Annotated in this window: 10 protein-coding genes, 3 tRNA genes and 1 pseudogene; 10 read left to right on the top strand and 4 right to left on the bottom strand. The window is 41.2% G+C overall.

Annotated elements, in window-relative coordinates; genetic code table 11:
- The first annotated feature begins 9 nt into the window (after window positions 1-9).
- The 6 genes and pseudogenes from lgt (at window position 10) to OFN73_RS01805 (ending at window position 8,616) form a co-directional block, all read left to right on the top strand.
- A complete protein-coding gene (lgt, locus tag OFN73_RS01830; protein WP_270861977.1) occupies window positions 10-828 on the top strand; it encodes a prolipoprotein diacylglyceryl transferase in 819 nt (272 codons plus the stop codon).
- A 96-nt stretch (window positions 829-924) separates the two neighbouring features.
- Window positions 925-1,626, top strand: a pseudogene (locus OFN73_RS01825) (fumarate reductase cytochrome b subunit); the annotation flags it as partial.
- A 28-nt stretch (window positions 1,627-1,654) separates the two neighbouring features.
- A complete protein-coding gene (locus OFN73_RS01820) occupies window positions 1,655-3,673 on the top strand; it encodes a fumarate reductase flavoprotein subunit (protein WP_270858185.1) in 2,019 nt (672 codons plus the stop codon).
- Entirely contained in the window at window positions 3,666-4,388 is a 723-nt protein-coding gene (locus OFN73_RS01815; RefSeq protein WP_270858184.1) for a fumarate reductase iron-sulfur subunit, read from the top strand. The genes OFN73_RS01820 and OFN73_RS01815 overlap by 8 nt, the downstream gene beginning before the upstream one ends.
- 113 nt (window positions 4,389-4,501) lie before the next feature.
- The gene (locus tag OFN73_RS01810) at window positions 4,502-6,787 is read left to right on the top strand and encodes a dynamin family protein (protein WP_270861976.1); all 2,286 of its coding nucleotides are present in this window, start codon (window positions 4,502-4,504) and stop codon (window positions 6,785-6,787) included.
- Complete coding sequence (locus tag OFN73_RS01805; protein WP_270861975.1) at window positions 6,781-8,616, top strand: dynamin family protein; 1,836 nt, start codon at window positions 6,781-6,783, stop codon at window positions 8,614-8,616. Before OFN73_RS01810 ends, OFN73_RS01805 begins: the two co-directional genes overlap by 7 nt.
- 15 nt (window positions 8,617-8,631) lie before the next feature.
- Here OFN73_RS01805 and OFN73_RS01800 read toward each other — a convergent pair whose 3' ends face one another.
- Window positions 8,632-9,045, bottom strand: a complete 414-nt coding sequence (locus OFN73_RS01800; RefSeq protein WP_270861974.1) for a hypothetical protein — start codon at window positions 9,043-9,045, stop codon at window positions 8,632-8,634.
- Window positions 9,038-9,913 carry an EamA family transporter RarD gene (gene rarD, locus OFN73_RS01795; RefSeq protein ID WP_270861973.1) on the bottom strand — a complete coding sequence of 292 codons (876 nt, stop codon included), beginning with the start codon at window positions 9,911-9,913 and terminating at the stop codon, window positions 9,038-9,040. Before rarD ends, OFN73_RS01800 begins: the two co-directional genes overlap by 8 nt.
- A gap of 171 nt (window positions 9,914-10,084) precedes the next feature.
- Between rarD and OFN73_RS01790 the strand changes: the two genes are divergently transcribed.
- Window positions 10,085-11,425: a class II 3-deoxy-7-phosphoheptulonate synthase gene (locus OFN73_RS01790; protein ID WP_270861972.1), complete on the top strand. Its 1,341-nt coding sequence runs from the start codon at window positions 10,085-10,087 to the stop codon at window positions 11,423-11,425.
- Window positions 11,426-11,542: 117 nt separating this feature from the next.
- Here the strand turns inward: OFN73_RS01790 and OFN73_RS01785 are convergent.
- Together OFN73_RS01785 and OFN73_RS01780 are read right to left on the bottom strand one after the other, a co-directional pair.
- Window positions 11,543-11,617: transfer RNA gene (locus tag OFN73_RS01785), tRNA-Met, on the bottom strand.
- A gap of 24 nt (window positions 11,618-11,641) precedes the next feature.
- Window positions 11,642-11,716 (bottom strand) — tRNA-Gln (locus OFN73_RS01780).
- Window positions 11,717-11,878: 162 nt separating this feature from the next.
- Here OFN73_RS01780 and OFN73_RS01775 point away from each other — a divergent pair.
- The 3 genes from OFN73_RS01775 to OFN73_RS01765 all read left to right on the top strand — a co-directional run bounded on the left by OFN73_RS01775 (window position 11,879) and on the right by OFN73_RS01765 (window position 13,342).
- Window positions 11,879-11,955: transfer RNA gene (locus tag OFN73_RS01775), tRNA-Arg, on the top strand.
- Window positions 11,956-12,450: 495 nt separating this feature from the next.
- Window positions 12,451-12,960 (top strand): type II secretion system protein, encoded by a 510-nt coding sequence (locus tag OFN73_RS01770; protein ID WP_270861971.1) that lies wholly within the window; start codon window positions 12,451-12,453, stop codon window positions 12,958-12,960.
- Between the two features lie 22 nt (window positions 12,961-12,982).
- Window positions 12,983-13,342: a hypothetical protein gene (locus tag OFN73_RS01765; protein ID WP_270861970.1), complete on the top strand. Its 360-nt coding sequence runs from the start codon at window positions 12,983-12,985 to the stop codon at window positions 13,340-13,342.
- The last annotated feature ends 40 nt before the right edge of the window (window positions 13,343-13,382 follow it).

Genomic DNA, 13,382 nt, shown 5'->3' with positions numbered 1-13,382 from the left:
GGGCGAGAGTTGGAGTTTTGGAACCACATTTACGAAAAATTTGACCCAGTTGCGTTTAGCGTCGCCGGTTTTAGCGTGCATTGGTATGGCATAATGTATGTTTTGGCGCTGCTAATCGCACTCTTTATGGCCAAATGGATTGCTAAGCGCGACGGGCTGAAATTTAGCAGTGCGGTGCTAGATAATTATTTCATCTGGGTCGAAATCGGCGTGATTTTGGGCGCTAGACTCGGATATATCGCGATTTATTCAGGCGAGGCGCTGTGGTATTTCACTCACCCGTGGCAAATTTTCAACCCCTTTTATAATGGCGAATTTATCGGAATTCGCGGTATGAGTTACCATGGGGCGGTGGTTGGATTTATCATCGCCACAATAGTGTTTTGTCGCCGCCACGCCCAAAACCAGTGGGCACTACTCGATCTTGTCGCGCTCAGCGTGCCGCTTGGGTATTTTTTCGGGCGGATTGGGAATTTTTTAAACCAAGAGCTAATCGGGCGCGCAACCGATGTGAGCTGGGGGATTTTCGTAGATGGTGTGCTTCGCCACCCTAGCCAAATTTACGAAGGTTTGCTCGAAGGAATTTTGATTTTTGTGATTTTATTTTTTAGCAGGAAATTTAAGAAATTCGACGGCGAACTGATTTGCAACTACGCTATTTTATACACATTTATGCGCTTTGTGAGTGAATTTTTCAGAGAACCAGACGCTGGGATTGGGTTTGTAATCGCTGGGTTTTCAATGGGGCAAATTTTATCGCTCGTTATGTTTTTGGCGGGCGTTATATTAAAAATTTCTTTGAAATTTCAACTAATAGGGCGTAATTAACTTTACTTAAAGTTAAAAAATACTATAATGTCCTGTTAAAGTTAAATTTACAAATTGTTAGTAATTTAACTAACTAATTTTCTATAAGGAGAGCTCATGAGCGAGCAAATCGAAGGCTTCTTAGGTATCCGCACGGATCGCACAAAAAGCCGTATGCCAGCGCGCCTAGACTTAATCCAAAGTATCAGTGGTGGAATTTTGGGTCTATTTATGTGGGTGCATATGATGTTTGTTTCTACTGTATTGTTCGGTGGAGACTTTTTTACCAAAGTTGTTGAATTCTTAGAATTAAGATTTTTGAGCGACAGCCCTTCTATGAGCTATATTACATCTTTCTTAGCTCTTGCTGTATTTATCATTTTCTTTATTCACGCTGCGCTAGGTATGAGAAAAATGCCAATCAATTTCCGCCAATGGCAATCATATCGTGCTCACATGAAACGCTTCAAACACGAAGATACTTCACTTTGGTGGGTTCAAGCAATCACTGGCTTTATTATGTTCTTCTTGGGTGCTGCACACCTTATTTTCATCATCACAAACTCTGATAAAATTTCAGGTGATATGTCAGGTGCTCGTGTAGTAAGCCATTTTATGTGGTTGTTCTACCTAGTATTGCTTTTCGCTGTTGAACTTCACGGTAGCATTGGTTTATACAGACTATGCGTTAAATGGGGTATTTTCGAAGGTCCTGATGCAAAAGAAAGTCGTAAAAAACTTAAAAAATTAAAATGGATTGTTTCAGCTTTCTTCTTAATTTTAGGTCTTTTATCTTTGGCTGCATTTATTAAAATCGGCGTAAATTTATAAAATAGGGAATTGAAATATGAATGTTAAATATTATGATGCATTAGTTATCGGTGGTGGGCTTGCAGGCCTACGCGCTGCGGTAGCTGCTGGCGAAAAAGGGCTTAGCACAGTAGTTTTAAGCCTTATTCCTGTTAAACGCTCGCACTCAGCAGCAGCACAAGGTGGTATGCAAGCAAGTCTTGGTAATTCTAAAATGAGTGAAGGCGATAATGAAGATGTGCATTTCGCTGATACCGTAAAAGGTAGCGACTGGGGTTGCGATCAAGATGTAGCTAGAATGTTTGCTCAAACAGCTCCAAAAGCTATTCGTGAGCTAGCTGCGTGGGGCGTTCCATGGACTCGTATCACAAAAGGTAAAAGAAGCGCGATTATCAACGCTCAAAAAACAACAATCGAAGAAAAAGAAGAAGTTCATGGTCTAATTCACAGCCGTGACTTCGGTGGAACAAAAAAATGGAGAACTTGCTACACAGCTGACGCTACTGGCCACACTATGCTTTTTGCTGTTGCAAACGAGGCATTAAAACACAATGTCGATATCCACGATAGAAAAGAAGCAATCGCTCTAATCCACGAAAACAACCGCTGTTATGGCGCGATTGTTCGCGATTTAGTAACTGGCGAGCTTACAGCTTATGTTGCAAAAGGCACATTAATCGCAACTGGTGGTTATGGTCGTGTATATCGCCACACAACAAACGCTGTTGTTTGTGAGGGAACCGGTGCTGCTATCGCACTAGAAACAGGCGTAGCTCAATTAGGAAATATGGAAGCAGTTCAATTCCACCCAACTCCAATCGTTCCAAGTGGTATCTTGCTAACTGAGGGTTGCCGTGGTGATGGTGGTATCTTGCGTGATGTCGATGGATATCGCTTTATGCCTGATTATGAACCAGAGAAAAAAGAACTAGCTAGCCGCGATGTTGTTTCACGCCGTATTATGGAACACATCAGAAATGGTAAAGGCGTTCCTAGCCCTTATGGATACCATGTTTGGCTTGATATTTCTATCTTGGGTCGTGAGCATATCGAGAAAAACCTTCGCGATGTTCAAGAAATTTGCCAAATTTTCAACGGTATTGATCCTGCTGATACAGAGACTTACACAGATGAAAATGGTCGCAAAAGAGGCAAAGGTTGGGCTCCAATCCTTCCAATGCAACACTACTCAATGGGTGGAATCAAAACAAAAGCAACAGGCGAAAGCCCAACACTAGCAGGTCTATTCTCAGCTGGTGAGGCTGCATGCTGGGATATGCACGGATTCAACCGCTTGGGTGGAAACTCAGTTTCTGAGACAGTTGTCGCTGGTATGATTGTAGGTGATTACTTTGCAGATTTCTGCGCAAGCCACGAAATCGATATCAAAACAACTTCAATTGAAAAATTTGTAAATAAATCACAAGCTTACCTACAAAGCCTACTTGATAAAGACGGCAAATACAATGTATTTGAGATCAAAAACAAAATGAAAGATATCATGTGGGAACATGTTGCGATTTTCCGCACAGGCGAGGGCTTGGCAAAAGCTGTAAAAGAGCTAGAAGAGCTTTACAAAGAATCAACAAATGTTAAAATTTCAAACAAAGAGCTATTTGGAAACCCAGAGCTAGAAGAGGCTTATCGTGTTCCTATGATGCTTAAACTTGCACTTTGCGTTGCAAAAGGCGCACTAGATCGCACAGAGAGCCGTGGCGCTCACTACCGCGAAGACTTCACAAAACGCGATGACGCAAACTGGCTAAAACGCACACTAGCGACTTGGAAAGACGGCGATACATTGCCAACTCTAACTTACGAGCCACTAGACATTATGAAAATGGAAATCCCACCAGCGTTCCGTGGTTATGGCGCTAAGGGTAACATTATCGAGCACCCAGATAGTGCTAAACGCCAAAAAGAAGTTGATGACATTAGAGCAAAAATGGAATCAGAGGGCAGAGGACGCTATGAAATCCAAGAAGCACTAATGCATTATGAGTTGCAACCAAAATATAAAGCACCAAATGAAAGAGCAGGTATAGGATATGAGTAGAAAAATCACAATTAAAGCGTTTAAATTTAATCCGCTAAGCAAGGTTTCTAAACCTCACTTTGCGACTTATGAGCTTGAAGAAACAGATGGTATGACACTATTTATCGCACTTAATGTCATCCGCGAAAAATTTGACCCAGAGCTAAGCTTCGACTTCGTATGTCGTGCTGGTATCTGCGGTAGCTGCGGTATGTTAGTCAATGGTAAGCCAGCACTTGCTTGCCGCACACTAACAAAAGACTATCCAGAGGGCGTTATCGAGCTTATGCCACTTCCTGTATTTAAACTACTAAAAGATTTGAGCGTAGATACAGGTAACTGGATGAACGCGATGAGTAAGAGAGTCGAGAGCTGGATCCACACTGACCATGTAACTGACATCTCTAAATTAGAGGAAAAAGTCGAACCAGAAGTAGCACAAGAGGTTTTCGAGCTAGATCGTTGTATCGAGTGCGGTATCTGCGTGGCAGCATGCGGAACTGCGATTATGAGAGAGGATTTTATCGGTGCTGTTGGTATCAATCGCGTAGCTAGATTTAAAATCGATGCTCTTGATAACAGAACAGACGATGATTTCTACGAGCTGATCGGCGATGATGACGGTGTGTTTGGTTGTATGAGTTTGCTAGGTTGCGAAGACAACTGCCCTAAACACCTTCCATTACAATCTCGCATTGCTTATATGCGTAGAAAACTTGCTGCAAAAGGCAAATAATCCTATGACGCTTGCAAAATTTTTGCAGGCGTCTTTCCGCTTTTATAAAATTTTGAAATTTTATTGCAAAACTTATCAAATTTCTAACCATTTCAACCCAAAAAAGGTAGTTTATGAATAATTTTATGAGTAAAATTTGGGGTTCAAAGAGGCTTTTTATCGATGAGAGCCTAATTCGCACTATGCCTAGCGATATCGCTGCGCTTATGTTATGCACAAATTCGCAAAATTTTGAAAAATTTAAATCGTTGCAAAGTTTTAGAGAAATTTTAAAAGAGCTTGGCGAAGAGATTGGAATCTATGCGATTCAGTCCCTGCAAATCGGCGCAATCAACGCGATTTGCAAGCTTAAAATTTCCAAATTAAGCGTTTTGATGATGGTTGAAAATTTAAGCAAAGAAGGAATTATTAGCAAAAGCGAGTATGATGAAATTTCAAAATTTTTGCTTCAACTTCAAAGCGATTTGAGCGAAAACGAAGCCCTAAATTCGCCCACAAATTTCGCATTTTACGGCAAATTAGAGAGTTTGGATATTATTAGTGATGAGCTAAAAGCACTTTTGAGCGCCAAAAGCGAAGATGAGCTGGCAAATTTGGTTTCAGGCGCGGACACTGGCACAGACACTGGCGCGGACGCAAATTTGGGCGCAAATTTGGGCGAGTATTTGGATACTAGCGCGAGCGAAAATGCGAGCGAAAATTCAGATACAAATCCAGGCGCAGGTTTTCTTGTTTGCGCGAGCGAATTTGAAAATTCACTCTTTGAGCGCACAAACGCCGCCAAATTAAACGCCAAAGATGCAAATTTCACACTCTCGGTTACTGGCGTAATCAACGCTGGGAAATCCAGCATGCTAAATCGCCTTTTGGGATTTGATATTTTAGGGACTTCAAATATCCCTGAAACGGCGAATTTAACGCTTCTTAAAGGTAGCGATAAGCCTTATGCTAAGGTCAAATTCTACGATGATGAGGAGCTTGAAATTTTGGGTTTTGCGCAGGAATTTCGCTCGAAATTTCAAAACCAAAGCGAAGCCATAATCGAGCCAGAAAAACTGCAAGAATTCACCTCTGCCAAGTATGAAATTTCAAAATTTATCAAATTTATCGAACTTGGCATAAAAAGTGATTTTCTAAGCGATAAAATCACCGTCGTCGATACCCCAGGTCTAGACGATAGCGTGGTTTTGCGCGAGGAACTGACGAAAAACTTTATGTTTTCAAGCGACGCGATAATCCACCTAATGAACGCCTCTCAAAGCTCGACCAAAAAGGATATGAGCTTTATCGCAAGCACCCTAAAAAGCTCGAAAAACAACTCTCTCATTGTGGTTTTAACACATGCTGATTTGCTTAGCCAGACCGAGCTAATCGACGCGCTAAGATACGCTAGGGCTAGTATTTGCGAGGAGCTTGGGGCGTTTGGGTTCGATGAGGGGCTGATAGAAAATGTGAGCTATTTTTGCATAGACAGCCACAGCGGACGGGGCATTGGCGAGCTGAAATCTCATCTTTTCGAGCGATTTTTCGGCGAAAATTCAGCCAAAGCAGATGAAATTTTATCCTCATACAAAAAAGAGTTATCACTGATTTGCGAGGCGTATTTGGCTGATTTGCAGGAGCAAAACGCCGATTTTAGCGCGAATAAAAGCGAACTAGCCCAAAAATGCGAGAATATAAACGCCGAAATTAGCGCGCTAAATGCAAATTTAGCTAAGCTAAAAAACGATTTAACCGGCGCAATTAGCAAGCTTAGCTACGATGATAGCACACTTTTTGCGCCGCTAAAATCAGCGATTTTGACGATTAAAGACAGGGTTTTAACCGACATAAATTACTCGAAAAAAAATAAAAAGCAGATTGATTTTTCTAGGCTAGAAGTCATCGCAAACTCTGGCGTCAAAGATGTCATCACGGACATTTTCCGCTCGTTTTCGCAAAAGATTTCGCGCGATATTTCTGATATCAAAGAGCTTTTAGGAAGCGATTTTAGCGAGGTAAATTCGCTTAAATTTGACACGAAAAAATACATGGACGAAAATTTTGCCCAGCCAAATTTCGCTAAATTTAACGAAAGCCTGCGTGAAATCGTGCGCAAAAACAGCGATTTTGGCGCATTATCGGCGAGTTTTGACGCGCTATTTAGTGAGTTTTTCGCTAAGCTAAATTTAAAATCTAGCTTCGAAAACATCGCCAAAACCTGCACTGCGGAGTTTAAAGAAAATGTCCTAGCCCTTTTTGCTAGTAAAAAATCTAGCCTAGATTTGCGCCAAAGCGAGCTTGAAAGCGCGCTTAAAGCAGGCGATGAAAACGCCGAGCAAATCGCCAAAAACGCGCGATTGGTGCGAGAAAAAATAAATTTGGTAAATGGATTAATTAAAAGGATTGAGCAATGCTAAGGGAATTTATCAGCGAGTATAGGGCGAAATTTTTACCCAGCACGAAGCAGGGATTTTGGGGCGATATGAGCAGGGCTGTGAGCGAGTTAAAAGACCCGAGTCTGCACCCTAGCGCGCATTTAAGCAAAGTTTTAGATGAAATTTTGCTTGTCGAGTCTGAGCCTCTTAAAATCGCGGTTGTGGGGCAGTTTAGCAGCGGTAAATCGACATTTTTAAACACCTTGCTTTCTAGCGAAGTTTTGCCAACTGGCGTCGTGCCAGTTACTGCCAAGGCCACTCATATCAAATACGCCCCTTATGAAATGATGAGCGTAGCGTATAAAAACGGCTACACCCAAACCTTAGAAAGCTCGCAAATTTCGGATTTCGTCGATCAAAGGCGGGAGCTAAAAGATATCAAAAATATAAATATGTTTTTGCCACACGAGCTTTTGAAAAAGATAAATTTCATCGACACCCCAGGGCTAAATTCGCGCTCGAACGCCGATACTAGGGAGACATTGGAGATTTTCGACGAGGTTTTTGGCGTGCTTTGGATTTCTCTCATCGACAATGCCGCCAGAAAGAGCGAAACAGCTCAAATTTCGCTTTTGCCAAAATTTTTAAGCAAAAACTCCATTGCGATTTTAAGTCAAAAAGATAGGCTTGGCGCCGAAGAAATCGAGCGCGTGCATAATTACGCTAAAACGATTTTTGGCGCGAATTTTGCCTCTATCGTGCCAATCTCATCAAAGCTAGAAAAAGCTGGCGATAGCCAAAACAGCGGGTTTAGCGAGGTTAGGGAGTTTTTAGACGGGCTTGATAAAAACCGCATTAGCTTTGCCAAATCTAGGCTAAATTTCATACTTGCTGAGCTTAAAAACGAGCGGGCAGGGTATTTGGAAATACATAAAATTTTAGAAAAAATTATCGCTTCAAACAAAGATAAAATCGCCGAATTTTGCGCTAGTGAGCGCGAAATTTACAAAGAGGAATTTGGCAAAATTTACGCCTCGATTAAAGAGACCTCGAAATTTATCGCTAAAACCATGCAAGAAGCTCTAAGCTCGAAGCAAAACGAGTATTTCGTGAGCGCGACGCAGACGAAAAAGAGCTTTTTTGGCACGCAAACTTCGAAGGGATACGAAAAGGTAGCCTACGAGGCGCCGTATTTCAACACTGACGCCGCGCTTTCGAAGCTGATTTACAACGACGATAGGCTAAATGTGATTTTCCGCCGTTTCAAAGGCGAGCTAGTCAAAACGCAAAACGCCATGAGCGAGGCGATAGAGCGCATTTATGCGGGGTTTGAGAGGGAAATTTTGCTATTTAAAGGTAGGTTTGAAAACTACGAGCGCCAAAGCGATTTAGCCTCTATCATAGAGGCTTCAAACATCGCTAAAATCGCAAGCGAAGTCTATGGGCTGTTTTTAAAAGACGGCGAGAGGGCTGTTTTTCAAATCTGCCAAAAAATCGCGCTGTTTTTCGAGCAAATTATGATAAAAATCGCCTCAAACTACACAAACGCCGTAACCCTAAGTGCGAATTTCATCGCGAACAAAATCGCAAAATCAATCAGCGATTATGAGGAAGAACCGGGACTTTATCAGCTTTTTTATCCCTCTTATGAGGACTTTGAAAAGGCGGTTTTAGGGGGACTTCATTACTATGAGTTTGAAAATGACTTCGTAGGGTCTAGCTCGTTTGTGGATAAAATTTACTCAGATTTTAGCGCGCAGATTGCGCAAATTTTCGAGGAAAATTTAGCCAAAATCGCGGATTTTAAAGCCACGCAAGAAAACGCGCTTGCGATTTTTAGCGCACTTGAAAATTTGCAAAGCCAAAATTAGTCTAAATTTCTAAATTTAGACTAATTTCGCAAACTCACTTCCTAGTTTTTCGCGCCAATTATCGGCGATTTTTTCGCCCTCTTTGGCGTATTTTAAAATCACGCCCTCGCATTTTTGCAAAAATTTAAAGAGCTTTTCCTCCCAAATTTCGGGGCTTTGATTATTTTTGTGCATGGTTTGTATAAAGACTAATTCCTTGCTAAGATTTGCGATTTCATCGAGTGCTTCGTCCCTTTGGCTCTCGTCTTTTAGCTCTAAATTTTGCAAAGCCAAAATTTCTCCGTCAAGTATGTCACAAAAGCTCAGATATTTGGCGTTATTTGGCACTTCCTCTATCATATCAGCGCGCGAGGCTGCGCGCATTACCTGCGAATAAACGATAAAACCTACTATCAAAAAAACCGCCAAAATTAGCGTTATATTAACCATTTTTCCTCCTTTTTAAGCTATCAAATCCCACTATCGCAAGCCCTAGCCAAATGAGCGAAAAGCTGAAAATTTTGTAAAAACTAAGCTCCTCGCCGTATAAAAACACAGCGATTAGCATGCTCATCGAGGGGCTAAGATACTGCATAAATCCGATTGTCGAAAGCGGCAGATACGCAGTCGAAATCGCAAATGTAATTAGTGGCAAAACCGTGATAACTCCGCTAAATGCGAGCAATGCGCCGGTGCTGTGTGCCCCAAATGCGCTAGTGCCCGAATACGCACAAAACCCCAAATACGCGCACGCAAGCGGGAGCATGAGCGTGGTCTCGCAAAACAGCCCCTCGAAGCTAGGCACGGCGATTTTTTTGCGAATTAATCCATAAAATGCGAAACTTGTCGGCAAAATCAGCGATACAAATGGCAGTCTGCCAAGTGCGTAAATTTGCACGCAGATCGCCAAAAACGCCAAAAATAGCGAAACCCTCCCTGCTAGGCTTAGTCGTTCTTTTAGAAAAATTGCGCCCAAAAGCACCGATAATAGGGGGTTTATGAAATATCCTAGGCTCGTGGATAAAATATCGCCTAAATTTACCGCCCAGATAAAAATGCCCCAATTTATGCTAATCAAACAGCCTGTGCAAAGAAGTGCTAATGCCTTTTTGCGATCTGATAACAAAAGCGAGATATTTTTTAGCTTTTTTGTAAAAAACAAAAATAAAAAAAGCAAAACAAAGGACCAAAAAATTCTGTGCGCTAAAATTTGCGTAGCATCTACATCTTGGATAAATTTGAAATAAATCGGAAAAACACCCCACATAAAAAAGGTCAAAAACGCGATTATTAGCCCTTTTGTGCGGTCATCTTTCATAAAATTCCTTAAATTTGTGATTGATTTAAAAGGCTTGCATTTTAAAATTTAATTGATTAATAACTGCTTATTTTTGGCGTGAAATTTAGGAGTAAATTTATATTTTTGAAATGAAATTTAGTCATATTTAGGTATAATGGCAAAATTTTTAAAACCAAAAAAGGAGAATTTATGAGTTGGGATAGATCGTCTTGGAAAAATTTCAATATCTTACAGCAGCCCACATACCCTGATATGGGCGCAGTCGAGGCCGTCAAAGAAAGGCTTTATAACTTCCCGCCACTAGTTTTTGCTGGCGAGGTCAGATCTTTAAAAAGCGATCTTGCCAGAGCCACAAAGGGCGAGGCGTTTTTGCTTCAAGGTGGGGATTGCGCTGAGAGTTTTGCAAATTTTAGCGCAAACAATATCCGCGATATGTTTAAGGTAATGCTTCAAATGGCGATTGTAATGACCTTCGCCGCTGGCAAGCCTATCGTAAAGGTCGGACGCCTAGCAGGTCAGTTTGCCAAACCTCGCAGTAGCGATTACGAAGAGGTCGGCGGTGTGAAGCTTCCTAGCTATCGTGGCGATATCATAAATGGCTTCGAGTTTAACGAAGCTGCGCGCGTGCCAAATCCGGAGCGTATGATCGAGGCGTATCACCAAAGTGCGGCTACGATGAACCTTTTGCGTGCGTTTTCACGCGGTGGTCTAGCCAATCTGCACGAGGTGCATAAGTGGAATTTGGGCTTTTTGAAAAGGGCTGAGTTGCAGGCGAAATTCAACGCTCTAAGCGATTCTATCTCAAATGCGCTGAAATTTATGGACGCATGTGGCATAAATACGCAAAGCGCACCAACGCTAAATGAGACGAAATTTTACACTTCGCACGAGGCGCTTTTGCTAAATTACGAAGAGTGCCTTACGCGCATAGACAGCACGAGCGGGGACTGGTATGACTGCTCGGCGCACATGGTTTGGATAGGCGAGCGCACTAGGGGAGTTGGTGATGCGCATGTGCATTTTATGAGCGGGATCAAAAACCCTATCGGCGTAAAAATCGGACCAAACGCTAGCGCGCAGGATATTTTGTGCTTAGCAGACGCGCTAAATCCAGAAAACGAGGCTGGCAGACTAAATATCATCATTCGCATGGGCGCGGATAAAATCGGCGATAGACTGCCAAAAATACTGCGCGAGCTAAAAAGCGAGGGCAGGGAAATTTTATACAGTATCGATCCTATGCACGGAAACACCGTCAAAGCGGGCAATTACAAAACGCGCGAGTTCGATATGATTTTAAAAGAGGTTCAAAGCTTCTTTGAAATCCACAAGGCCGAGGGCACGAAAGCTGGCGGAATCCACCTAGAAATGACAGGCCAAGATGTTACAGAATGCACAGGCGGGGCATTTAATGTGACAGAAGAGACGCTAAAAGAGCGCTACGAAACCCAGTGCGATCCGCGTCTAAACGCTGATCAAGCGCTCGAACTTGCCTTTGTAATCGCTGATAATTTAAAGGCAGTGGATTAAAATTTCAAAATTTAAATTTTGCCTATAAGCCAAATTTACCATTTTTGGTGAATTTGGCTTTTTTATTTCATTATCGCTAGAATTTTTATAAATAAATTTAGTAAGTATTGATAAGATTGGTTGCAGAGGAGGGATTTGAACCCCCGACCTTCGGGTTATGAGCCCGACGAGCTACCACTGCTCTACCCTGCGATACAAAAATGATTTAAAGAAGAGTGGATGGGGTAGGAGGATTCGAACCTCCGCATGATTGGACCAAAACCAATTGCCTTACCGCTTGGCGATACCCCAATGCAAAAGAACTTGTATTATACAGAAAAACAAATCAAAAGTCAAGAAAAATCGCGAAATTTAGTGAAATTTGTAGTGGAATTTTAATTTGCACGATAAATTTGGGCTGTTTTTGCTAAATTTAAGCTATAAAAATGTATAATAAAAGTTCTTTTTGATTGTGCGCTCGTAGCTCAGCTGGATAGAGCATTTGATTGCGGTTCAAAAGGTCAGGGATTCGAATTCCTTCGGGCGCACCACTTCTAACTCAGATTTTTTCATATTTTCATTGAATTTTTGATTTTTATTTATCGTTGCGAAACACTGCGCCGATAGGTTAACGTTGTCATTGCGCTTCGCAAGCCGGGGATACTGCGCCGATACGCTCTTTATTGTCATTGTGAGAATTTTTAAAGCGTTCGCTATTGTCATTGCGAGGAGCGAAGCGACGAAGCAATCTACGAGTATAAAATTTCGGCGCAGTGTTTTTCAGAATTTCAAAATTTAAATAGAATTTTGCTTTACATTTTACTGGATTGCTTCGCCACGCTCGCAATGACAAATCAGGCGTAAAATTTGCACTTAAAAAGAGCTTAAAATTTAAAATTCAGCCAAATTTCAGTGCAAATTTTAAAACCCAAATTTACCACTAAAATTCCAAAATTTAGGCTATTTCAAGCGCAAAAAATCCTCCGTAAATCAAAGTATTTTACTTTTATGTATGTAAAATGAAATCTATTTACAAGGAGGAAACCATGAGAAAAGGTTTCACTATGATCGAGTTGATCTTCGTTATCGTTATTTTAGGTATTTTGGCAGCTATCGCTATCCCAAGATTGGCAGCTACTCGTGATGATGCTGAGGTAGCAAAAGTTGGAACAAATATGACAACTTTAATCAGTGACTTAGGTGCATACTATACATCACAAGGCGAGTTGAACTCAGATATTAAAGTTATGACAAATGTTCAACTAGCAAATGTTGAAGGTTTGGAAGGTGATTTAATGACAGCTGGTAAAGCTTGCATTCATGTCGCAGGTACTGACTATGATGAAACGACTAAAAAACCTGCAACTTTGGCAGTTACCAAAGGTGATGATAGTGCAGAGAAAATTTGTACGAAAGTTTATGACATAGCTGCTATTGATAAAATTTTAACTGGCACATTTGTTTATCCTGCGTATGATGCGACTACACAAACATATACGGATACAACTAGTGGAGAAGGCGAAGTTGCTATTAGCGGTGTTGGCGTAAAATTCTAATCTGAAAATAAAGTAAGATTTGTTGGCTCGGAGCTTCGGCTTCGAGCCTTTTTTGTTTGTAAGGATAATTATATTAGACATTAATAATATAGTTTCGTATTGGAAATTAGACAAAAAAGACTGCATTTTATTTAAAGATACAGAAGAAGATTTTTATGTCATATTCGGCGAATACAACCACAAAAATCAAAAAACCAAAGGCGAATTTTGCATAGGAGTGTGTTGGGAGAATTACCCCATACAAAGAGATAAATTATCGCCTATGGTTTTAAGCAAAGAAACATCAAATGGGCTTTTAGACGGACTATTTATAAAGGCTGTAAAAGATAAAAATCAAAAACTAAGCGATAAGATTTTAAAGATTACAGAAAAGTTAAAATAAAAAAGGCTCGGACTTTCGCCCGAGCCTACAAGTATCACTC

Origin of the sequence: Campylobacter sp. JMF_14 EL1, from assembly GCF_027737585.1 — a bacterium.
Classification (GTDB): Bacteria; Campylobacterota; Campylobacteria; order Campylobacterales; family Campylobacteraceae; genus Campylobacter_B.
This window is presented reverse-complemented; position numbering and strand designations above follow the sequence as displayed.